Genomic DNA, 22,898 nt, shown 5'->3' with positions numbered 1-22,898 from the left:
CAGCAGCCAGCAGCCGATCCGGGGGGAGAGCAAGCGCAGCACGAGGATCACCAGGGCTCCTCCACCTTGATCAGGGGGCGGCGCAGGGCCTCCTTGCGAAGACGCTGCTCCAGCAGCAGCACGGGGGGCGCCGGGGGGCGGGGAGCCTCTGAGGCGCGGGCGGGGTCGGGAGTGTCGGCCTGCTCCGGGGTATTTGCCGAGGGCGTTGTCTGCGGCGGGTTGGCCCGCAGCAGGGCCAGATTGTGCAAGGCATCCCTGTGCCCAGGTTCAAGGCGAAGGGCGCTCAGATAGGCCTGCTCCGCGGCGGCAAGATCCCCGAGCCAGACCAGGGCATTGCCCCTGTTGTAGTGGGCGGTGGCGCTGTTTGCCCTGCCATAGGCGGCGACGGCCCTGGCGTAATCCCCGGATCTATACCAGGCGTTGCCTTGCCAGACCGGATCCTGGAAGGCGTTGGCCGCTTCCCGATAGTGTCCCTGGCGATAAGCCTGCCAGCCTGCTTCATCTTGTCGGGAGGCCGCCTGCAGGGAAGGGGGCGCGAAGCCAATGACGAGGATCACCAGCAGCCAGTGGGCGCCGATCCGCGCCAGCAGCGCCAGGGGGAGCAAGGGGATGAGCAGCCAGGGGCCGAGATCCCGGGATTGCCCCTGCGTCAGGGCCTGGCCCATGGGCAGGGGGGCAAAGCGGGGCAGGCCGGAATCGAGCCAGGCCAGCCTGCCTCCGGTACTGGCGGCAAGGGCGGTCATGGCCTCCTCGTCGGGCGCCGGCAAGGTGTGGCCGATCGGGCTGCCGAGCTGCCAGCGCTCTGCAGCCACGCCGGGCAGCCGGGTCTCCTTGCCCCCGCTGGCCAGCAGGATGTCGAGCCGCGGGGCTGAGCCTGCCTTGCAGAACAGGTCGTTGAGGCAGGGCAAGAGGGCGGCGATGCGATCGCGCGCTGTCCCGGAGAGGCCGTCGGTCACGAGCAGCAGACGGGCGGACTGGCCCGGCGGGATCTGGGTGAGGGCCAGGGCAACGGCGCGCTCGGGGGCGCTGCCTTGGACAGGCATGATGGCCGGGCGCAGGTCCGGCAGCAGCAGGGCGATGGCCTGATGATCCCGGGTGGGAGGCATGGCGAGGTAGGCATCCCCGGCAAACAGGATGAGGGCGATGGGATGGGCCGCGTCCTGCCGCGCTATGTCGGCCAGCATCTCCTGCAATCCCAGTCTCACCCGGGTTGCCCGGTCCGGCGCCAGATCCTGTGCCAGCATGGAATCGGAGAGATCCAGCAGCCAGATATCGAGGGCCGGGCTCGGCATGGAGAGACTCTGCTGGCGCAGGGCGGGGCCCGAGAGCGCGAGGATCACCGGCAGACAGGCAAGCCAGCGCCAGGGGATGGCCCGATGGCGGCTCGGCAGCAGATAGGCCTGCATGGCCGGGGAGAGCAAGCCGGGATCGCGGCGGCGGCGCCACCCCTGCCACAGCCAGGGGAGCAGGGCCAGCAACCAGAGGGGGCGCAGCAAGATCAGCTCCATGGTGCCACCATCATGGCCTGCCTACTCATGGGATGGCCTGTGTGACAGGGGGATGTGCCAGCGGGCTGGCCAGCAGAGCAGCAGCCAGGCCAGGGCCAGTGGCCAGGGGTAGAGCTCCTGGTGGGGCCGGGAGAGGGTCTGGGGCCGCGCGAGGGGCTCCAGGGTGTCGATGGCCTGTTTGATGGCGGCGAGATCGCCCCGGTTGCGGGCGCGAAAATAGCGGCCTCCTCCCAGCGTCGCCAACTGCTGCAACAGGGCTTCATCCAGTTCGGCACTGGGATCGGCGTCCCCTGCGGGCGCGGCGAAGGTGTCGGGGTCGGCGCCCACCCCCAGGGTATAGAGACGGATGCCTGCTTTGGCGGCGAGCCTGGCCTCGGTCAGGGGATCCGCATTGCCCGAGGTATTTCGCCCGTCCGTCACCAGCAGCAGGGCGGTGGGGCGGGTGGGGTCGGCGTGCTGGCGTGCAAGCAGGATGGCTTCCCCCAGGGCCGTGGTGCGCCCCACCAGATCGAAGTCGAGTTCCCTGGCCAGGGTGAGCAGGGCCCCGGTCTCCTGGGTGAGGGGGGAGAGCAGATAGGCGTGATCGGCAAAGACGACGAGGGCGATGCGATCCCCCGGGCGGGAGGCGACAAGGTTGCTTATCTGCTGGCGCACCGCGGCAAGCCTGTCCGTTTGCTCTCCGTCATCCAGCATGTCCTGGGTGCGCATGCTGTCGGAGAGATCCACCGCCAGGATGAGGTCCCGGCTGCTCTGGTAGTGAATGATCGGGGGCTCCTGCCACTGGGGGCGGCACAGGGCCAGTACCAGGGCACACCAGCAGATCATCATGCGCCACAAGGGCTGCCCCGCCTGGGGCTGGAGCAGGGGAAAACCTCCATGAACGAGCCGGTTTCCTCCCTTGCGCCCCTTCATGGGAGGCAGGCCGAAGCGCACCAGCAGCGGCAGGGCGAGGGCGAGGGAAAACCAGGGCCAGGCGAGGATCATCGCGTACCCTCCGGGGAAGGGGCCCCTCGCTTGCTTGCCGGGAATCGCGGCGCGCTGACGCAGCGTCGCCCCCAGGCGAGATAGGCGAGGCGCAATCTTTTGCGCTGCGCCTCATCGGGCACTCTGCCCCCATAGAGCCAGAGCGGCCACTGGGCGGCAAACCGGGAAAAATCGCTCCCCCCCTTGCTGTCCAGCCAGGCGAGCCAGTCCTCCCCTTGCAGGGGGGCCGCCTCGGGCCAGCGGGCCATGGCCGCTTCTCGCAGGGCATCCTGCAGCCTGGGGACGAGATCATCTGCCTGCCAGTCTATCCGGAGCGCCCAGTGGCGCTGGCGCCACAGGGTGAGGGCCGTCATGGCGATCAGGCAAGCGGCGATCGCCGCGATCAGCAGCCCCCCGAGGGCCATCAGGCGAGGATCCTGTGCAGGCTCGAGAGCGGGGCCTTGGTGGATGTCGCGCAGCTCGGCACGGATGGCTTGCAAGGCCTCACTGGACGAGGGCTGGCGATATGCATCCGGTGCGGGCACGCCTTGCTCCCCCCTCAAAACAGACGGCATCCGCCCTCCTGCCACTGGCGTTGCAGGGTGGCGCCGTTGTCGAGGCGATAGAGGCGCGTCACCAGGGGCAGCAACTGCTGGCGACAGGCCTCGGCCTGTTCGTCGGCCGCCCTCTGGTAGCGGGCGCGAAAGCGGGGATCTTCTCCCGCGAGCCAACCGCTGTGTCTGCCTGCCTGCACTGCCAGCTGCCCCTGCTCGGGCAGGGCGGCTTCCAGGGGATCGCGGATCTGCCAGTAGTGGATATCGTGGCGCAGGCGAAGGCGTTGCAACTGCTGGCAGAGGGCCTGGTCCGGTACCTGGTGATGGCTTATCAGGGTCAATCTGGCCCCGTGGGGCAGGATGAGTCGTGCCAGGGTCTGGGCCAGCGTCCTAGGCTGGGGGGCGCGATCCAGCCCTGCCTCGTAATGGCGGCAGAGCGCTTCCAGGAGAGGCATGAGAGAGCCGCGCTGGTGCTCTGTGTGGGGGGCTGCGCCCTGGCAGATCAAGGTATTGGCTTGTTTCTCCCCCTGCCAGAGCAGGGCGGCGGCCAGCTCGCAGCCAAGGCGGGCCTTGAGCTGGGCGCGGGAGCCAAAGTACATGGCGGGTGAGAGATCCAGCAGCAACCAGTGGGCCTGATCCTGCTCTTCCCCGTAGAGGCGGGTGTGGGGGCGGCCGAGGCGGGCGGTGACCCGCCAGTCGATGTGACGCACCTCGTCACCGGCCTGATAGAGGCGAAGCTCCCTGAAATGCAGCCCGGGCTGGCGCCCGATACGCCCCTGGGCCGCCTGATGAATGCGGGCACGCTCGCCCTGGCGCGTCCAGAGGCGCACCGCCAGCAGCCGCTCGAGGGTGAGGGCGATGTCGGGGTGATCCCGGGGCTCGGCGACGGGGGTCATGGCGATAGGGCTGCCTGCGGGGGCCGGTTCAGGGGCATGGAATGGCATCCAGCAGCAGGGTGATGAGCGCCTCGCTATCGAGGTTGTCCGCCAGCGCCTGATAACTCGGGATGAGGCGGTGGCGCAGCACGGCAGGCGCCAGTTGCTGGATGTCTTCGGGCAGCACGAAGTCGCGCCCGGCGAGCCAGGCCCGGGCCCGTGCGGCTCTTGCGAGGCCGATGCTGGCTCTGGGACTGGCCCCCACCGCGACCAGGGGGTCTAACTCGGGGCACAGGCCGCTGCCGGGGCGGGTGGCGCACACCAGTTGCACCAGATAGTGCTCGAGGCGCCCCTGCATCTGTACCCCCTGAACGGCGGTGCGAGCTTCCAGCAAGTCGGACTGGCTCAGGGTGACCGGCGGCGTCGGCAGGGCGTCGCCGCGGGCGTTGAGTTGAAGGATGGCCAGCTCCATGGCGGGGCTGGGGTAATCCACCAGCAGCTTGAGCAAGAAGCGATCGAGCTGGGCCTCCGGCAGGGGATAGGTCCCTTCCTGCTCGATGGGGTTCTGGGTGGCGGCGACCATGAAGAGGGAGGGCAGGCGCCAGCTCTTCTTGCCCACGGTGATCTGGTGCTCGGCCATGGCCTCCAGCAGGGCGGACTGCACCTTGGCCGGCGCCCGGTTGATCTCGTCCGCCAGCACCAGGTGATTGAACAGGGGGCCGGGTTGAAACACGAAACTCGCATCCTGGGGATGGAAGACCTCGCTGCCGGTGAGATCGGCAGGGAGCAGATCCGGGGTGAACTGGATACGGGCAAAGCGCCCCTCCACGGCGCCGGCCAGCGCCTTGACCGCCCGGGTCTTGGCAAGACCGGGGGCCCCCTCGATCAGCACATGTCCTTCACATAACAGGGCGATCAGCAGCCCCTCGATGAGGGGGCCCTGTCCCAGGATCTGGCTGCCCAGATAGTCTCCAAGTGCTCTGAACTCGGCCGCTGCCATGCGATAAACCCGTTGTTTTTATGGAAGTTGATCTTTTTATACCCCAGTTGGCTCACAAGGGCGAGGGAGGGTGGCAAGATGGGGACAATTTAGTTTCAATCAGCCGTATGAAAGTTGTGATTGGATTGTTAAGATGTGGCGCAATGAGGTCAGACCTCTGCCTTTTTAACCCAAGGAGCCAGGATGAAACAGCCATTGAAACTGACGACTCGCCAGGGCGAACGGATAGCCGTCGTGGCGGGTCTGCGCACCCCCTTTGCCAAGCAGGCCACCGCTTTTCACGGCGTGCCTGCGGTCGATCTGGGCAAACTGGTGGTGAGCGAGATGCTCGCCCGCACCGATCTCGACCCCAAGCTCATCGACCAGCTGGTGTTCGGCCAGGTGGTGCAGATGCCGGAAGCGCCAAACATCGCCCGGGAGATCGTACTTGGCACCGGCATGAGCGTCAGCACCGATGCCTATAGCGTGTCGCGCGCCTGCGCCACCAGTTTCCAGGCGGTGGCCAACGTCACCGAATCCATCATGGCCGGCACGGTGGACATCGCCATCGCCGGCGGTGCCGACTCCTCTTCCGTGCTGCCCATCGGAGTCAGCAAGTCTCTGGCCCGCGCCCTGGTGGATCTCAACAAGGCGCGCAACCTCCAGCAGCGTTTCAATATTCTGCGCCGTCTGCGCCTGAAGGACCTGCTGCCGGTGCCCCCGGCCGTGGCTGAGTACTCCACCGGTCTCTCCATGGGGCAGACCGCCGAGCAGATGGCCAAGACCCACCAGATCAGCCGCGAGGCGCAAGATGCGCTGGCCCACCGCTCCCACACCCTGGCGGCCGAAGCCTGGGCGCAGGGCAAATTGAGTGGCGAGGTGTTCACCGCCCACGTGCCCCCCTACAAGTCGCCGCTGGAGCGGGACAACAACATCCGTGAAAGCTCGGATCTGGCGAGCTACGCCAAGCTCAAACCGGTCTTTGACCGGGCCCACGGTTCGGTGACGGCCGCCAACGCCACTCCGCTTACCGACGGCGCCGCCGCCGTGCTGATGATGCGTGAAGGGCGGGCCCGCGAGCTGGGTCTGGAGCCGCTGGGTTACATCCGCAGCTTCGCGTTCTCCGCCATCGATGTCTGGCAGGACATGCTGATGGGCCCCTCCTATGCCACGCCGCTGGCGCTGGACCGTGCCGGCATCACCCTTGGGGATCTGACCCTCATCGACATGCACGAAGCGTTTGCTGCCCAGACGCTCGCCAACCTCAAGATGTTTGCAAGCGCCGAATTTGCCCGTGACAAGCTGGGCCGGGATCAGGCCATCGGCGAGGTGGACATGGAGAAGTTCAACGTGCTCGGCGGCTCGCTGGCCTTTGGTCACCCCTTTGCCGCCACCGGGGCGCGCATGATCACCCAGACCCTGCATGAACTGCGGCGCCGGGGTGGGGGATTGGGGCTCAACACCGCCTGTGCGGCGGGTGGGCTGGGTGTGGCCATGGTGCTGGAGGTGGAATGATGAGTGCCAAGACTTTTTCTCTGGATATTCGCAAAGACGGCATCGGCATCCTCACCATGGATGTGCCCGGTGAGAGCATGAACACCCTGAAGGCCTCTTTTGCGGACGAGATCCGCACTCTGCTGGCCGAGGTAAAAGGGAACGGGGATCTGATCGGCCTGGTGATCGTCTCCGGCAAGAAGGACTCCTTCGTTGCCGGGGCCGACATCGCCATGCTGGCGGCCTGCACCAGCGCCCAGGATGCCGAAGCGCTGTCCCGGGCCGGACAGGAGGTGTTCGCCGAAATCGAAGCCCTGGGGATCCCGGTGATCGCCGCCATTCACGGCCCCTGCCTTGGCGGCGGGCTGGAGCTGGCGCTCGCCTGTCATGGCCGGGTGGTGACCGATCACGGTAAAACCGTACTGGGCCTGCCGGAAGTGCAGCTCGGCCTGCTGCCGGGCTCCGGCGGTACCCAGCGCCTGCCGCGCCTCATCGGGGTGGCCAAGGCACTGGATCTGATGCTGACCGGCAAGCAGGTGCGGGCCAAACAGGCCAGGAAGCTCGGGCTGGTGGATGACATGGTGCCCCCGTCCATTTTGCTGGAGGCCGCCATCAAGCTTGCCAAGAAGGGCAAGCCGCGCCACCACCTGAAACGGGATCTGCAGGGCAAGGTGCTGGAGACCAACAAATTTGGTCGCAAGGTGCTGTTCGATCAGGCCCGCAAGGGGGTCAAGGCCAAGACCCGGGGCAACTACCCGGCGCCGGAGCGCATCATCGAGGTGGTGCGCATCGGCGTGGAGGAGGGGATGCAGGCCGGCCTGCAGGCCGAGGCCCGCCACTTCGGCGAGCTGGTGATGACGCCGGAATCCGCCGCCCTGCGCTCCCTCTTCTTCGCCACCACGGAGATGAAGAAAGAGGTGAGCTATCAAGGAGCCGAGCCGCGCAAGGTGGGTCATGCCGCCGTGCTGGGGGGCGGCCTGATGGGGGGCGGCATCGCCTTCGTCACCGCCACCAAGGCGGGGGTACCGGTGCGGATCAAGGATGTGGCGAGCGCCGGCATCGGCAATGCCATGCGTTACAGCTACGACCTCCTCGCGAGGAAGCTCAAGCGTCGCCAACTGCTGCGCAGCGAGCTGGAAAAACAGATGAGCCTGCTCACCGGCACCCTGGACTATTCCGGTTTCCACCGGGTGGACATGGTGGTGGAAGCGGTGTTCGAGGACATCAACCTCAAGCACCAGATGGTGCAGGACGTGGAGCGCGAGTGCGGGGAGCACACCGTGTTTGCCTCCAACACCTCCTCCCTGCCCATCCACCAGATCGCCTCGGCGGCGACGCATCCGGAGCGGGTGGTGGGGCTGCACTACTTCAGCCCGGTGGACAAGATGCCGCTCGCCGAGATCATTCCCCACGCGGGTACCAGCGCCGAGACGGTGGCCACCACCCTGGCCTTCGCCCGGGCCCAGGGCAAGACCCCCATCGTGGTGAAGGACGAGGCCGGCTTCTACGTCAACCGCATCCTGGCGCCCTACATGAACGAGGCGGCGCGCCTGGTGCTGGAAGGGGAGCCGGTGGAGGTACTGGACGGCGCTCTGCTCGACTTCGGTTTCCCGGTCGGCCCCATCACCCTGCTGGACGAGGTGGGGATCGACGTGGGGGCCAAGATCTCCCCCATCCTAGAAAAAGAGCTGGGTGGCGAGCAGTTCCAGGCGCCCAAGGCCTTTGACAAGCTGCTGGAGGACGATCGCAAGGGGCGCAAGAACGGCAAGGGCTTCTATCTCTATGGCAAGGCGGCCCCGCGCAACAAGCTCACCGGCAAGGAGGGCAAGAAGACGGTGGACGCGAGCGTCTACGACGTGCTGGGCGTCAAGCCCCAGGCCAAGCTTGCCAGGCAGGAGATCGCCGAGCGCTGCGTGCTGCTGATGCTCAACGAAGCGGCCATGGCCCTGGATGGCGGCGTGGTGGCCTCGGCCCGGGATGGCGACATCGGCGCCATCTTCGGTATCGGCTTCCCCCCCTTCCTGGGCGGTCCGTTCCGCTACATGGACAGCCTCGGCATCGACTATCTGGTGGGGCGTCTTGAGCACCATCAGAAGCGCTTTGGCGACCGCTTCGCCCCCTGTGCGCGGCTGAAAGCGATGGCGGCGGAGCAGCAGACCTTCTACTGATGGCTCTCGACGGCATGCATCGAGCGAGGCGACCCCAAGGTCGCCTCGCTTTTTGTTGGGCGTACCTTTCCGGTTTGGGGCGAGGGCGCGAAGAAAAACGGGGCGGGGAGGGCTAAAACCTTGATCTGGCGCAAACTGGTGCCCCATTTATTACTTTGGTGGCATAGGACTCAGGCGCGGGTTGAGGTCAAATAGTCTCATCAGGAACGGGGGCGACCCCGTCACGAAAGGGACACCCATTTCACTGGATGAAGGACACACTATGAGTCTGCTTGAACACACCATCTGGACTGTATTGGGGTATGGGGCCATGCCCTTTATCTTCCTGAGCGGGTTCGTGGCAGTGGCAGTGACCTGCTGCCTGCTGCTCAATGCCTTCGGGGTCAAGTCCGCCGAGAAGTGAGTCACTCTCGTTCATGCCGCCAAATGCCAGTCTCACGACTGGCATTTGTTTTTTGTGCTTCTGAAGCACTTGCCCGCCCCTGATGGGGTAAAGGGAGCGCAAGACGGTCGAACACGGCGGCCATTTTGATTACACTGACGCCCGGCATGTCCGCCCCCTTCTCTTTTATCAGGTATTCACGACTTCTATGGCGCTCAAGGCAACCATCTTCAAGGCCCAGATCAGCTTGTCTGACATGGATCGCAATCTCTATCAGGACTTCTCCCTCACCCTGGCCCGTCACCCCTCCGAGACCGACGAGCGCATGATGATCCGCCTCGCGGCCTTCGCCTGGCATGCCGCCGAGCGACTGGAGTTCACCAAGGGGCTCTCAGCCGACGACGAGCCCGAGCTCTGGTGCAAGAACTATTCCGATGAGATTGAACTCTGGATTGAGCTGGGTCAGCCGGACGAGCGCCGTCTCAAGAAGGCATGCAATCGCTCTCGCCAGGTGGTGCTCTACCTCTATGGCGGTCGTGGCACCAGCGTCTGGTGGAAGCAGAACCAGGGCAAGCTCGGTCTGCACGACAACCTGAGCGTCATCGAACTCTCCGACTGCCAGACCCTGCCCCTGGCGGCCATGGTGGAGCGCACCATGCAGCTCACCTGCACCATCTCCGACGGCCAGCTCTGGGTCAGCAACGGCAGCCAGGAGGTGACGCTGGACCCCGTGGTGCTGATGGGACGCCCGGCCCGCGAACTGTAAACGGGATACCCATGTTCAGCGCCCTGCTCAATATCGTCATTCCCGTGTTTGCGGTGGTGGGCCTTGGCGCCCTCTATGGGCGGCTGCGACCGGGCGGGGCCCTGGGTTATGTCAACCGGGCCAATATCGAACTCTTTACTCCGGCGCTGGTCTTCTCGGCCCTGGTGAAATACCCCCTGGATCTGGCGGCGCACTTGCCCCTTGTGGGGGCCGGTGCCCTGGTGATCCTGCTGCCCGGTTTGCTGCTCTCCCTGCTCAAACTCAAGGAGATAGAGCGGGCCGCGCTGATCCTGCCCGCCATGTTTCGCAACACCGGCAACCTCGGCATTCCGCTGATGGTGCTCGCCTTTGGCGAGCAGCAGCTCGGCGCCATCGTCATCCTCTTTGTGCTCTCCAACCTGCTCCACTTCTCGGTGGGCATGTTCATCCTCTCGGCCAGCAGCTCCCGCTGGGGCTGGCTGAGAAGCCCCGTGCTCTGGGCCGCCTTCGCCGGGCTGCTGGTGGCCAACCTGCATATCCCGCTGCCGGAATACCTGGTGACCAGCGCCGCCCTGCTCGGCCAGATAGCGGTGCCCCTGATGCTGTTTGCCTTAGGCATCCGGCTGATGGAAGGGGAGCTGGATCACCAGGGGCTGGCCATCAAGTGCAACCTGCTCTACCTGCTGGCGGGGGGCCTCTCCCTGGGGCTCGCCGTCTGGCTGCTGCCCCTCGAACCTGACTGGATACCACTCCTGATGCTGTCGGTGGCGCTGCCCCCGGCGGTGCTCAATTACATCCTGTGCGAGCAGTACCAGTGCCAGCCCGACAAGGTGGCCAGTATTGTGCTCGGCGGCAATGCGCTCTCGGTGGTGGTGATCCCGCTGGCGGTCTTGTTGGCGCTGCATCTGGGGAGTTGACCCTGCTCTGTCTTCCTCTTCAAGGACGCCCGATGGCGTCCTTTTTATTGCTATCGTGCATGTCCGATGTTGTTTTGCTCATCGAGTACAGCCGAGCTTGCTCGCGTATCTGACAAGGTTTTGAAGCCGGTTTAGCCGGATAAGGCAGAGAGTGGAAGGGGGAGAAAGGGAATAAAACCGGGCGGCCTTGGCCGCCCTGTTTATTGATGGGGAGCAGGTTGAACCTGGCCATCCTTGCGCAACTGAGAATAAAGGCCAACTCCCGCCAGCAGGCCGGCGAGGGCCAGCAGCCACCAGATGGCGGTGGCGGGGCGGCTGCCTGCATCCCCCAGCATAAAGCCGATGAGCAGGTTGCCAAAGAGCGCCATGCAGCCCCCGGCGCTGGCATAGAAGCCGTAGTAGCTGCCGAGTTGCTCAGGGGGCGCGTAGCGGGGCAGCTGGGCGGCGAAGAGCGGGAAGCAGAGGATGGAGCCCAGGGAGAGCAGGGCCACCTGCGTCAACACGCCTGCCGTCGGCCAGGGTGCCAGCAGGGGCAGGGCGAGATAGCTTAGGCCCATCATGCCTATCCCCAGCCCCATGGCGAGCGGTACTCCCAGGCGGCGCTCCACCAGGCGGGAGGCCGGGAGCTGGAGCAGAACGCCGATCACCGCCGAGAGGGTGAAGACGCCGCCGAGCAGGTGGGTGGCGTCCGGCAGGCTCTGGATATGGGCGGGGAGGGCGAGATAGAGCTGGTGGAACAGGATCTGGTAGCTGCCTGCCAGCAGGGTGAACCCCATAAAGGGGCGCTGGCGCACTATCTCCCCCCATTGGCGCAAGATGGCGCTACGGGGGCTCTGGTTGCTCACCGGGCGTTTGGGCAGCACCCGGTATTGCAGCACTCCGAGCAGAGCGAAGAGGCTCGCCGCCAGGATCCCCGTCAGGGTATAGCTCTGCTGGGTCAAGGTGAGGCCGACCAGGGGGCCGAGCAGCATGCCCGCCTCGCTGGCCAGATTGTGCAGGGCGAAGGCGCGCTGACGCTGGCTCGGGTTGTGGCATTCGCTGGCAAGGTAGGCCTGGGCGCAGGGGGTGAACAGGGCTCCCGCAAAGCCGGTGAGGGCGGCGGCCAGCAGCAGGATGGGCAGGGACTCGGCCCAGCCCAGCAGCACGAAGCCCAAGGATCGTACCAAGCAGCCCCAGACGATGGCGGGATGGTAGCCGATGCGATCCCCAAGGGTGCCGCCCAACAGGAAGAGCCCCTGCTGGCTGAAGACCCGCATCCCCATGACGAGGCCGCAGGCCCAGCCGGCCAGGCCCAGCCCGCTGCCCATGTGCTGGGCGAGGAAGGGCATCATCATGTAGAAGCCGAGGTTGAAGGCGAGCCCATTGGTGATGAGCAGGCGGGCGGCCGGGCTCATGCCCTGCCAGTCCCGCCAGTAGGAGGCGCCGTTCATGGTCGCCTCCCGCCAGCGCGTGGGGCGGTGGTCGCCGGGGTGGCGCAGCACTGTGTCATGGTGTCTTTCGCAGGGTTCTGAGGAAGGGGATGCCGTGCTGATCGTGGCTTATCTCCACCGGCACCTGGTAGAGGCGCTCGATGAGGGCCGCGTCGAGCACCCGGGCGGGGGGGCCGAAGGCCTGCAGATCTCCCCCTGCCAGCACGATCAGCTGATCGGCAAACTGGGCGGCCAGGTTGAGATCGTGCAGCACCACCAGAGTGATCCACTGCTGCTCCCGTGTCTGCTGGCACAGGTGCTCCATCAGCTGCATCTGGTGGTGCAGGTCCAGGGCGCTGACCGGCTCGTCCAGCATCATGATGCGGGGGTCGCGCAGCAGCACCTGGGCGAAGAGCACCATCTGCCGCTGGCCGCCGCTCAGGGAGTAGAGGGGGCGATCCGCGAGATGGGCGATCCCGAGCGCCTGCAGGGCGCGGCCGGCAGCCAGGATGTCCTCGTCCGCGAGGCGCATGGAGAGGCTGTCGAGGCGCCCCAGCACCACCACTTCGATGACGCTGAGATCCAGCTCCAGCTGGATGTTCTGGGGCATGTAGCCAAACTGCTGGCGCCACCTGGCCTGCGTCATCTGGCGGGCACTCTGGTCCCCGAGACGAATGTCGCCACTGTCCGGGGTCAGTTCACCAAAGAGGGTGCGCATCAAGGAGGTCTTGCCGGTCCCGTTCGGGCCGATGATCACATGGACCTGACCCGGATGCAGAGTGAGGCTGAGATCCCGCAGCAAGGTCTGCTGGCCGAGGGAGAGGGAGAGTCGGGATATTTCAAGCACGTTTACGCCCCCTGCCGAGGATCAACCAGATGAAGAAGGGCACGCCAATGAGCGCGGTGACGATGCCGATGGGGAACAGGGCCCCCGGAATGATGGACTTGGAGAGCACCGAGGCCGCCGAGAGCATGCAGGCGCCGCACAGGGCGGAGAGGGGGATCAAAAAGCGCTGATCTTCCCCCACCAGCATGCGGGCGATATGGGGGGCCACCAGGCCGACGAAGCCGATCACGCCGACGAAGCTGGTGGCGGTGGCGGTGAGCAGGGCGACCAGCACCAGGGTCTTCATGCGCAGTCTGTCGACATTGACCCCGAGGCTGCGGGCGCGGGCTTCCCCGAGGCGCAGGCTGGTGAGGGCCCAGGCGTCACGGTAGATGAGCAGGGTGCAGATCAGGGTGACGACGGCGGTGATGATCAGGGAGTCCCAGGTGGTGCGCATCAGGCTGCCAAACAGCCAGAACAGGATCTGCTGGTTGAGCTCGGGGGAGGAGAGGAACTGCAGCAGGGAGAGCAGGGACTGGAACAGGAACAGCAGGGCGATGCCCGCCAGGATCAGGGTCTGACTGCTGACATGGCGCATCATGGCCAGACCAAACAGCAGGCAGGCGGCAAACATGCACACAATGAAGGCACCGGCAGGGATGGCCACCAGGGGAGGAAGCCCGAGGCCGCCGGTGTAGAGGGCCAGCGCCGCGCCAAGGCCCGCCGCCGCCGCGAGCCCGAGGGTATAGGGACTGGCGAGGGGGTTGTCTAGCAGGGTCTGCATCTGCACACCGCCAAGACCGAGGGAGGCACCGACCACCAGGGCCATGAGGGCGATGGGCAGGCGCATGTCGTGGACGATGGTGCGGGTCATGGGATCGGCCTGGGCGGGGGCGATCAAGGCATCGATCACGTCGTGCAGGGCCAGCAGGGAGGGGCCGGTGGCGATGTCGAGCACCAGGGTAATGCACAGGACCAGGGCGAGCAGCAGGAGCCAGTGCCAGCGACGGCGCTCCCGTTGCCGCTGCCGGGCGAGGGTCTGCTGCAGGGCAGCCAAATCATTCATGATGTCAATCCTGAAACGGGCGCCGCAAGAGGCGCCCACACAATCCAAGAGGGTTGCTGAAGAGGGTATGGCCGAGGTGGGCCGCACCCGAATTGCCGGGTTTAGCTTGCGTCATCCTGCTTGATGCCCAGCATGAAGGTGCCCTGGGGACGGATGGGCAGGTAGTGCTGGTAGAACGCCTGATAGGTGGCCAGGGGATCGAGATCCTGGAAGAGGTCCGGATAGAGGGCCTTGGCCATGAACTCGATGAGGGCGGCATCCATGATGCTGCGGGTGGCGCCGTGATAGACCGCGTAGAGACGACCCTGCTTCACCGCAGGCAGCTCGCTCCAGCCCGGACGGGCGGCAAAGCCTTGCAGACGCTGGCGCACGGTCTCTGCCGACACATCCTGGCCCACCTGCATGGCGACAGCACTGCTCACGCTCTCGTAGCCCGCCATCAGGATCACCTCGGGCTTGCTCGCCAGCAGTTGTTCCGGGTGGATGGGGCCCCAGCGATCGACGAAGGGGGCGGCCACGTTGTTGCCACCGGCCAGCAGGGCCATGGCGCCCCACATGTCCTTGCCATAGGTGTAGCTGTACTCGGCCGGACCCTTGTCACCCAGTTCGATGTAGACCCGGGGCGGCGTGCGCTTCGCGGCGGCAATGCGGGAGGTGATGGTGTCAATCTTGGCCTTGTACTCGTCGGCCATCTTCCGGGCGCGGGCCTCCTGGCCGGTCAGCTTGCCAAGCAGCAGGGTGCTTGCCATGTGCTGTGTCAGGGTTTGGGCGTTGTAGTCGATGACCACCACCGGGATCCCCGCCTGCTCAAGGCGTGGCAGGTCGGCGCTCAGGGCCTCATATTGCCACTTCGCCAGGATCACCAGGTCGGGCTTGACCGCCAGGGTCTTCTCGATGGAGAAGCTCTGATCCTGCACGTTGCCAAGGTCGGGGACCTTGGCCAGTTGTGGCTGGCTGGCCACGTAGAGCGACCAGATGGCGGGACGGGACTTCATGAACCAGCCCAGGGACATGCCCACCAGGCGTTCGGCCCCGCCTTCACCGGCCACCGCCAGGTAATCTTCGGGATAGAAACCGAGCACGATGCGGCTTGCCGGAAGGCTGAGGGAGACCTTGCGGCCCATCACATCTTCCACTTCAACGGGGGGGGCGGCCTGCGCCATCCAGCTCACCAGGACGAGCTGGCCGAGCAGCAGCAACTTTGCCAGGGGGTGACGAAACATCTTGTAGCACCTCGAGAATAGAGACGGTCAAAAAAGAAAGTGAGAACTATTGCCATTCGCGAGCGCAAAAGCAACAAACGTTTGTGTCATCTCCTCTCTTGTTATTTCTGTCATTACTGGAACCGGTTCCACAAGAGCACCAGAAGAGAGTCTCATCCCCCGGTTTTCTGCCTTCTCGGGCCACGAAGGGAGTGGCGCCCGGTATGGCACCCATGGATTTGCCCATGATCCAGTGTCTGTGAGTGGGGTTGCTCACGAGATGGTACCGGGCAGAGGCCTGCCGTAATGCTCCCCCCGTCTGCCCCGGCGCCGATGTCGCTCCCTGACAGAGGCCGCCAGCAGGGGCTGGGGGTGGCGACAACTTCCTGCGCAGCGATGGCAGACACTGCCCATTCGGGTATTGCCCGTCACCTTGGCGCAACATTTTGTTGTCATTGTTAGCCAGCTCGCAGCAGCCCCGGCGCCGACGGGGCAGAGTGGGCGCGCAGTTTCGGCCGGGGGCTGACATGCCTTCCGTTGATGGCTGCATCCAAGGTGCTGCGGCCCGCCTTGTGCGGGGCGCCAATAACATGATCTGCAAATAAAAAAGGAAACTGACCATGTCAGGAAGACACTCTCTGGTGGCGCTGGCCGTCGGGCTGGCGCTCGCTGGACAGGCACAGGCGCAACTGCTTATCACCGAATACCTGGAAGGGTCCGGCAACAACAAGGCGGTGGAGCTGAGCAACCTCGGCTCGGACCTCGTCGATCTCTCCCAATACCGGCTGGCGCTCTACGCCAACGGCAAACCCATCAGCGAATCCCCCACCAACAGCCTGGCGCTGCAAGGCACCCTCGCCCCGGGCGCCACCCTGGTGCTGGCCAACCCCTCAGCAAATGCCGAGATCCTGGCCAAGACGACCCAGACCAGCGGCAACCTGGTGTTCAACGGTGACGACGCCCTGGTGCTCTATCGCGGCAGCGAGATAATCGACAGCGTCGGCCAGGTAGGGGTGGATCCCGGCATGGCCTGGGTGTCGGGCAACGTCTCGACCCTGGACATGACCCTGCGCCGCAAGGCCACCGTCACCATGGGCCGCACTGATGCGACGTCCCCTTTTGATCCGGCGCAGGAATACGTGGCCGCCCCGAAAGATGACGCCAGTGGCCTGGGTTGCAGTGGCGATGGCCCTTGCGATGGCACCCAGCCGCCCGCCTTCGTCTGCCCGGTGGATCAGTTGGTGCCCGTGCCCGCCATTCAGGGCCCCGGCACCAGCAGCCCCCTGGTGCCAGCCGGCAAGTTCGAATCGGAACAGGCCTACGCCACCCGCGGCGTGGTAACCCAGGTAGTGAGCGGCCTCTACAAGGGCTTCTTCATTCAGGACGAGCAGGGGGACGGGGATCCGGCGACCTCCGACGGCCTCTTCGTCTACAGCACCAAGGCCAATGCTGCCATCGTGCCGGGGGCCGAGGTGTGCGTCTCGGGCAAGGTGAAGGAGTATTTCAACCAGACCCAGATCAACGCAGACGATCTGGTGGTGACTCGGCCCGCTGGGGCAGTGCCAGCGGCAGTGGATCTGGTGCCGGTGGCGGGCGAGAGCCTGAGCCAGCTGCTGGAGCGTCACGAGGGGATGCAGGTACGGCTGGTGCCCGGCTCCAGCCTGGTGGTGACCCGCAACTTCAGCTTCGATTACGACGGCAAGCGCAACAACCTGGTGCTCTCTTATGGCGCGCCGCTCATCAAGTCGACCCAGAAATTTGCCGCCATGAGCCAGGAGGCGAGCGACTGGGCCCTTCGCAACCAGCAGAACCAGCTGGTGGTGGAGACCGACGCCAAGGCGCCGGACGGTGTGCTGCCCTGGTTCCCCGGCTTCAACGCCGAGGACGGTTACCTGCGCATCGGCGACAAGCTCAACGGGCTGGAGGGGGCGCTCGGTTACTCTTACAACCTGTTCAGGCTGGTGGCCAGCAACCGCATCGACGCGAGCCAGATAGATCACAGCGGCTGGGATCGGGTGGAAACGCCGGAACTCGCCGAGGCGGGGGATCTGCGGGTCGCCAGCTTCAACGTGCTCAACTTCTTCACCACGGTCGTGGGCGGGGATGCCAACCCCACCGGCAGCAACCGGGGCGCCCTGACGGTGGCGGAGTTCGAGTTGCAACGTACCAAGATCGTCAGCGCCATCACCCGCCTCAATGCCGACGTGGTGGGGCTGATGGAGATCGAGAACAACGGCTATGGCGACAACTCCGCCATCGCCAACCTGGTGACGGCCCTCAACGCCGCCCAGCCGGACGAGGCGGATCACTACCGCTGGATTGCCTCGCCGGATGGCAAGCCCATTGGCACCGACGCCATCACGGTGGGGCTCATCTACCGACCCGCCAGCGTGAGCCCGCAAGGGGCCGCCAGCCTCATCGCGTTGCCGGTGCAGCAGGCCGAGGCGGTGGATGCCAGCGGCAAGCCGGTGACCATCAATCAGGGGATGCGCGAGTCGCTGGTGCAGCGCTTCAGCTCGCCCAAGGGGGATGTGCCCCTGACCCTGGTGGTCAACCACCTCAAGTCCAAGGGCTCCGCCTGCTTCGAGGATTACCCCGACTACGCCACCGCCGATCCGCTGGATGGCCAGGGCCACTGCAACGCGCTGCGGGTCTCCGCCGCCAAGGTGCTGGGGGAACAGCTCAAGGATCTGGCCGGGGATCTGCTGCTCATCGGCGACATGAACGCCTACGGCATGGAAGATCCCATCCGGGTGCTGACTGACTATGATCCGGCCGCCCAGGCGCGCCAGATCATGAGCGCCTCCTTCACCACCCTGGCGGGCCAGCCCTTCGAGGAGAGCGGCAGCGTCCTGGGCAAGGGGTATGGGTTTGTGAACCTCAACACCCGCTTCCACGGCACCGACACCTACTCCTACAGCTATGAAGGGGAGCTCGGCAACCTGGATCACGCCCTGGCAAACCCGAGCCTCGCGGCCAAGGTGATCGGTATCGAGGATTGGCACATCAACTCCGCCGAGAGCAACTTCTTCGAGTACGGCAGCAAGTACAGCGGCCAGCTGGCGAAATCCGAAGGGCCCTTCAGCGCCTCGGATCACGATCCCGTGCTGGTAGCCATCCAGTATCCGCTGCCGCCAGCCGGGGTATTGAGCCTCGAGAGCGCCGCTGCGAACGTGGAGGAGGGGAATACCTTGTCCCTGAGTGTCAGTCGCAGCGATGGCAGCCACGGGGAGGCGAGCGTCAGCTATCGCATCGTCTACGGCAGCGCGGACACAAGCGACGTGGCGCCCCTCACCGGCACCCTGCACTGGGCGGACGGGCAGAGCGAGCCCCAGACCATCAGCATCCCGGTGAAGAGCGACACCCTGCACGAGGGGGATGAGACCTTTACCCTGGAGCTGTTTGATGCGAGCGGCGCGACCCTGGGGGATCAGCACCAGACCCTGGTGACCATCAAGGACAAGCTGGCACCGTCCACCATCTCGCTGGCGCGCGCCAGCGTGACGGTGAACGAGGGGCAGTGGTTTGCCGAGATCCCCCTGGTGCGAAGCGGCGATCTCAGCAAGCCAGCCCGGGCCCGGGTGGCCCTTGACGGGGTCACGGCGCGCTGGGGACTGGATTTCCTGCCCTGGTTCGGTCAGTCGGTGAGCTGGGCCGCGGGCGAGGGGGGCAGCAAGTCGGTCAAGGTGCTGATCATCGATGACTGGTTCGTCGAGCCCAACGAGCAGTTCAGGGTGAGCCTCGATCGGGTGGAAGGGGGCCAGCCCGGCGCCTTGCAGCAGACCCGGGTCGACATTCTGGACAACGACAAGTCCTGGTGGCCCTTCGGTCGCCACTGAGGATGATTGAGCAACAAGAAAGGGGCCTGCGGGCCCCTTTCTGTTGAGAAAACTTTTGTTGGGAAGACCTGTTGCAGACAGGTTGGGTTGCGAAGAGGAAAAAGGCCCACCGTCGTGGTGGGCCTTCCTCATGGCAGGGCGCTCCTAACGGAGTATCAACCCTGCGCGTTGCTCAGTACCAGCTTGCCATCCTTGACCGGAATGGTGGGGCCGGGTTGCTTCTCCATGCGTACCACCCCTTCCTGGCCGGCGAGGCGGTAGGTGACGTCATAGCCGATGGTGCGGGTGCTGCTCTCCTGCACCGTCTTGCAGCGCTGCTCCGTGGTGGTGTAGGTATCACCCGCCTGCATGTTTCCCTGCACCTGATTCCCGGCATAACCCCCTGCCACGGCACCTGCGGCGGTGGCCACCTTCTTGCCGCTGCCACCGCCAAACTGGTGGCCGACCACGCCGCCCAGGGCCGCGCCAACCACGGTACCCAGGATCTTGTGTTCGTCCTGCACCGGCTTGCGGTGGGTCAGGGTGACGTTGCGGCACTCCTGACGCGGCGTCTTGATGGTCTCGGTCACCGGCTTGCTGGCCAGCACCTCGGCAAACTGGGGCTCTGATGAAAACAGGGATCCGCTGGCGACCGCCGACAATGCCAGCGCAGAGGCCACACCGATCCCGACACCTGCCAACATGGATTTGTTCATCACTCTTCTCCTCGTACTCATACCCGTTGAGGGCTTGGGATCATTCTTCGCATTTTGCGCCGCAGGCTCAAGGCAAGGGCCACGGGATCGCGACAGGGGCTGACTGCGCAAAAAGTGACCGCGCAAAAATAGCGTCGGCGATTGGCGACAGGGAGAGCAGGGTCGAGGGCCCCTAAGACGTTTCGCTAATACCTGGGATCTGGCCCCCTTGATACCCTTTCATCCGGTTCCAGCCGGTATCCTGGCCCCGCATCAGGGCGCAATGCCGGTCGTGGTGAACCGCGAGAGCCACCCCGTTTTGTGTCCCTGTGAGGAAGGATCCGATGACAGAGCAGAACATGTACGACGCCGGCCTTGGCAAGACGCCCGCCAATTTCGAGGCGCTGACCCCCTTGAGCTTTCTGGGGCGGGCCGCCAGGGTCTATCCCGACTATCCGGCGCTGATCCACGGGCCCCTGCGCCAGAGCTGGGCCCAGACCGAACGCCGTTGCCGCCAGCTCGCCTCGGCCCTGCGCCGTCGCGGCATTGGCGAGGGGGACACCGTCTCCATCGTCGCCCCCAATGTGCCGGCCATGTTCGAGGCGCACTTCGGGGTGCCCATGAGCGGCGCCGTCCTCAACACCATCAACACCCGGCTCGATGCGGACGCCATGGCCTTCATCTTCCAGCATGCCCAGAGCAAGGTGGTGCTGGTGGACCGGGAGTTCGGCGCCGTGGTGCGAAAGGCGCTCTCTCTCATTGACAGCCAGCCCCTGGTGATCGCCATCGACGATCCCCTCTACCGGGAAGGGGAGCTGGTGGGCGAGCTCGACTACGAGGGTTTCATCGCCCTGGGGGACGGGGACGAACCCGGCTGGCTGCCAGCGGACGAGTGGCAGGCCATTTCCCTCAACTACACCTCCGGCACCACGGGGAACCCCAAGGGGGTGGTCTATCACCATCGCGGCGCCCACCTCAATGCGGTCAACAACGCCCTCTCCTGGGAGCTGCCCAAGCACCCCGTCTACCTCTGGACCCTGCCGATGTTTCACTGCAACGGCTGGTGCTTCCCCTGGACCCTGGCGGCCACCGCCGGGGTGAGCGTCTGTCTGCGCCACGTGCAGGCGGCGGCCATCTACGGGGCGCTGCGCGAACACAAGGTGAGCCATTTCTGCGCCGCCCCCATCGTGCTCAATATGCTGAACAATGCCGATCCGGCCCTCAAGCAGGGACTCGACCACCCCGTCAAGGCGATGACGGCGGGGGCAGCACCACCCGCCACCGTGATCGCCGGCATGGAGGCCATGGGGATCGCCGTGACCCATGTCTATGGCCTCACCGAAACCTATGGTCCCTGCGTGGTGTGCGAGCCGCAAAGACGCTGGCAGGGGCAGGATGCCACCACCCTCTCCCGTCTCAAGGCGCGCCAGGGGGTGGCCTCCCCCCTGCAAGGGGAGATGCGGGTCATCAACCCCGTCAGCGGCGAGCCGGTCCCCATGGATGGCAAGACCCTGGGAGAGATAGTGCTGCGGGGCAACATCGTCATGAAGGGCTACCTCAAGAACCCGGCGGCGAGCGAGGAGGCGATGGCACTGGGATGGTTTCGAAGCGGGGATCTCGCGGTCTGGCACCCGGACAACTATGTGGAGATCAAGGACAGATCCAAGGACATCATCATCTCCGGCGGGGAGAACATCTCCAGCCTGGAGGTGGAAGACGTGCTCTATCGCCACCCCGATGTGGAAGAAGCCGCGGTGATCGCCATGCCGGACGAGACCTGGGGGGAGGTACCCTGCGCCTTCGTGAAGCTCAAGGAGGGGCGCGAGCTCACCCAGGCCGAGCTCATTGCGTTCTGCCGCGAGCAGATGGCCCACTTCAAGGCCCCCAAGCGCATCATCTTCACCCCGCTGCCCAAGACCTCCACCGGCAAGGTGCAAAAATTCATGCTGCGCAAGCAGTTGGCGTGACGACAAAGGCGCCGCGCCATCAACGGGCCTGCGGGCCCGTTTTGTGTTTCGTGGCCTCAGGGGTGAAGATGCTGCTTCAAAGATGGCCTGGGCCTCTGATAACGGAGTTCGACCAACAACGCGTGCCTTTCGAGCCAATCCCGGCTTACCATGCCTGCCATCTCCCGCCAGCCTGAGGATGCCTGTGAGAAAATCGGACCGACTGTTTCAACTGACCAACCTGCTGCGGGCGCATCAACCCCTGACCGCCCGGGAGCTGGCGACGCGCCTGTGCGTGTCGGAGCGCACCATCTACCGCTATATCGACGATCTCTCTTTGGCGGGCATTCCGGTTTACGGGGAAGCCGGGCTGGGCTATCGGCTGAGCGAGGGATTCGAAATGGCCCCGTTGCAACTGAGTGCGGCCGAGCTGGAGGCCCTCATCACCGGGGTGAACCTGGTGGCGGTGCTGACGGGCAAGGGGATGGCCGATCCGGCCCGCGCCCTGCTCGCCAAGATTGAAGCGGCCCTGCCCGCCAAGGAGGCTCGGGCACCTCGCGTCCCCGTGGTGCGGGTGCCGGACTATTCCACGGCGCAGCCTGCATACGCTCGCTGGGACAGGTTGCACGACGCCATCACGGCCGGTCACTGGCTGCACATTGGCTACCGGGATGCCAGCGCCAGCAGGACGGAACGTCAGCTCTTTCCCCTCGGGCTCTTCTACTGGGGCGGATGCTGGACGCTCGGCGCCTGGTGTGCGCTGCGCCGGGCCTACCGGGATTTCAGGGTGGATCGCATCGACACCCTGGCGCCGTGCCGACCGGGAGAAGGGGCACCACCTGGCGCGACTCTGGCCGATTACCTTGCCCTGCGCCAGTCGGACGCGTTCCCCCCTGGGGGCAGTGGCGCCGAAAAGGTCATTCAGGACTGACACAAGGCTGTCAGTAGCCCTTCGTTATGCTGGGTTCTCCAGACCATCCACAACGGAGAAAACGAGATGATCATCAAGGGTGACATGCAAGAGGCAGGGGGCGTCGAATTTGCCACCTTCAGGCTCAGGGAAGGGGTGACGGAGGCGGACTTGCTCGCCCTGTCACGGCGGGTCGAGTCCGAGTTTCTTGTCCAGCAATCCGGGCTCATCATGCACTGCCTGCTGCGCGGCGCCGACGGCCTCTATGCGGACGTGGTGATGGCCCCCAGCCAGTCGCTGGTGGAAGCCTATTGCCAGCAGTGGCTGCACAACGACGTGGCAGGGGAGTACCTGACCCTGCTTGACCATCACTCGGTCAACATGAGCTTCTGGACCCGTATCGGCTGAGGGCGGCGCGGGGCCTGCCATCCCCCGGCGAGG

The 22,898-nt window shown here is 65.5% G+C and carries 19 protein-coding genes; 9 read left to right on the top strand and 10 right to left on the bottom strand.

Features of this window, described 5'->3' with window-relative positions; translation table 11 throughout:
• Positions 1-47 precede the first annotated feature (47 nt).
• From I6L48_RS14605 to I6L48_RS14585, 5 genes are read right to left on the bottom strand one after another with little or no spacing between them, the layout of a single operon-like run.
• The gene (locus I6L48_RS14605; protein WP_216987379.1) at positions 48-1,508 is read right to left on the bottom strand and encodes a tetratricopeptide repeat protein; all 1,461 of its coding nucleotides are present in this window, start codon (positions 1,506-1,508) and stop codon (positions 48-50) included.
• A gap of 21 nt (positions 1,509-1,529) precedes the next feature.
• Complete coding sequence (locus I6L48_RS14600) at positions 1,530-2,492, bottom strand: VWA domain-containing protein (protein ID WP_216987378.1); 963 nt, start codon at positions 2,490-2,492, stop codon at positions 1,530-1,532.
• On the bottom strand, positions 2,489-3,046 hold the full coding sequence (locus I6L48_RS14595) for a DUF4381 family protein (RefSeq protein WP_225159456.1): 558 nt from the start codon (positions 3,044-3,046) through the stop codon (positions 2,489-2,491). Before I6L48_RS14595 ends, I6L48_RS14600 begins: the two co-directional genes overlap by 4 nt.
• Positions 3,031-3,921 (bottom strand): DUF58 domain-containing protein, encoded by an 891-nt coding sequence (locus I6L48_RS14590; protein WP_113070298.1) that lies wholly within the window; start codon positions 3,919-3,921, stop codon positions 3,031-3,033. The genes I6L48_RS14595 and I6L48_RS14590 overlap by 16 nt, the downstream gene beginning before the upstream one ends.
• Positions 3,922-3,949: 28 nt before the next feature.
• Positions 3,950-4,900, bottom strand: coding sequence for a MoxR family ATPase (locus I6L48_RS14585; protein ID WP_039039116.1), 951 nt, complete (start codon positions 4,898-4,900; stop codon positions 3,950-3,952).
• 183 nt (positions 4,901-5,083) lie between these two features.
• Here I6L48_RS14585 and fadI point away from each other — a divergent pair, with 183 nt between their 5' ends.
• The 5 genes from fadI to I6L48_RS14560 all read left to right on the top strand — a co-directional run bounded on the left by fadI (position 5,084) and on the right by I6L48_RS14560 (position 10,585).
• The gene (fadI, locus tag I6L48_RS14580) at positions 5,084-6,394 is read left to right on the top strand and encodes an acetyl-CoA C-acyltransferase FadI (protein ID WP_010674668.1); all 1,311 of its coding nucleotides are present in this window, start codon (positions 5,084-5,086) and stop codon (positions 6,392-6,394) included.
• Positions 6,394-8,541 (top strand): fatty acid oxidation complex subunit alpha FadJ, encoded by a 2,148-nt coding sequence (fadJ, locus tag I6L48_RS14575; protein ID WP_113070648.1) that lies wholly within the window; start codon positions 6,394-6,396, stop codon positions 8,539-8,541. The genes fadI and fadJ overlap by 1 nt, the downstream gene beginning before the upstream one ends.
• Positions 8,542-8,803: 262 nt before the next feature.
• Positions 8,804-8,944 (top strand): TIGR02808 family protein, encoded by a 141-nt coding sequence (locus tag I6L48_RS14570; RefSeq protein WP_010674670.1) that lies wholly within the window; start codon positions 8,804-8,806, stop codon positions 8,942-8,944.
• Between the two features lie 187 nt (positions 8,945-9,131).
• Positions 9,132-9,689: a YaeQ family protein gene (locus I6L48_RS14565; RefSeq protein ID WP_216987377.1), complete on the top strand. Its 558-nt coding sequence runs from the start codon at positions 9,132-9,134 to the stop codon at positions 9,687-9,689.
• 11 nt (positions 9,690-9,700) lie between these two features.
• Complete coding sequence (locus I6L48_RS14560; protein ID WP_216987376.1) at positions 9,701-10,585, top strand: AEC family transporter; 885 nt, start codon at positions 9,701-9,703, stop codon at positions 10,583-10,585.
• 200 nt (positions 10,586-10,785) lie between these two features.
• On the opposite strand, the gene I6L48_RS14555 is transcribed toward I6L48_RS14560, so the two are convergent.
• From I6L48_RS14555 to I6L48_RS14540, 4 genes are all read right to left on the bottom strand, one after another.
• Positions 10,786-12,015, bottom strand: a complete 1,230-nt coding sequence (locus I6L48_RS14555; protein ID WP_216987375.1) for an MFS transporter — start codon at positions 12,013-12,015, stop codon at positions 10,786-10,788.
• Positions 12,016-12,070: 55 nt separating this feature from the next.
• Positions 12,071-12,841, bottom strand: a complete 771-nt coding sequence (locus I6L48_RS14550; RefSeq protein WP_216987374.1) for an ABC transporter ATP-binding protein — start codon at positions 12,839-12,841, stop codon at positions 12,071-12,073.
• Positions 12,834-13,886, bottom strand: a complete 1,053-nt coding sequence (locus I6L48_RS14545) for an iron ABC transporter permease (protein WP_103243163.1) — start codon at positions 13,884-13,886, stop codon at positions 12,834-12,836. The genes I6L48_RS14550 and I6L48_RS14545 overlap by 8 nt, the downstream gene beginning before the upstream one ends.
• Before the next feature lie 101 nt (positions 13,887-13,987).
• Complete coding sequence (locus tag I6L48_RS14540) at positions 13,988-15,109, bottom strand: ABC transporter substrate-binding protein (RefSeq protein WP_216987373.1); 1,122 nt, start codon at positions 15,107-15,109, stop codon at positions 13,988-13,990.
• Positions 15,110-15,708: 599 nt separating this feature from the next.
• Between I6L48_RS14540 and I6L48_RS14535 the strand changes: the two genes are divergently transcribed.
• Positions 15,709-18,927, top strand: coding sequence for an ExeM/NucH family extracellular endonuclease (locus I6L48_RS14535; RefSeq protein WP_254203216.1), 3,219 nt, complete (start codon positions 15,709-15,711; stop codon positions 18,925-18,927).
• Between the two features lie 155 nt (positions 18,928-19,082).
• Here I6L48_RS14535 and I6L48_RS14530 read toward each other — a convergent pair whose 3' ends face one another.
• Complete coding sequence (locus tag I6L48_RS14530; RefSeq protein WP_010674678.1) at positions 19,083-19,622, bottom strand: glycine zipper 2TM domain-containing protein; 540 nt, start codon at positions 19,620-19,622, stop codon at positions 19,083-19,085.
• A 323-nt stretch (positions 19,623-19,945) separates the two neighbouring features.
• Here I6L48_RS14530 and I6L48_RS14525 point away from each other — a divergent pair, with 323 nt between their 5' ends.
• The 3 genes from I6L48_RS14525 (at position 19,946) to I6L48_RS14515 (ending at position 22,865) form a co-directional block, all read left to right on the top strand.
• A complete protein-coding gene (locus tag I6L48_RS14525; RefSeq protein ID WP_216987372.1) occupies positions 19,946-21,568 on the top strand; it encodes an acyl-CoA synthetase in 1,623 nt (540 codons plus the stop codon).
• Between the two features lie 211 nt (positions 21,569-21,779).
• Complete coding sequence (locus I6L48_RS14520; RefSeq protein ID WP_216988079.1) at positions 21,780-22,478, top strand: YafY family protein; 699 nt, start codon at positions 21,780-21,782, stop codon at positions 22,476-22,478.
• 66 nt (positions 22,479-22,544) lie between these two features.
• The gene (locus I6L48_RS14515) at positions 22,545-22,865 is read left to right on the top strand and encodes a hypothetical protein (RefSeq protein ID WP_042881380.1); all 321 of its coding nucleotides are present in this window, start codon (positions 22,545-22,547) and stop codon (positions 22,863-22,865) included.
• Positions 22,866-22,898 lie beyond the last annotated feature (33 nt).

It is taken from the genome of Aeromonas sp. FDAARGOS 1418 (assembly GCF_019048585.1).
GTDB classification, from domain to species: domain Bacteria; phylum Pseudomonadota; class Gammaproteobacteria; order Enterobacterales; family Aeromonadaceae; genus Aeromonas; species Aeromonas caviae.
The sequence above is the reverse complement of the archived record's forward strand: the minus strand, read 5'-3'. Positions and strand labels throughout refer to the sequence as shown.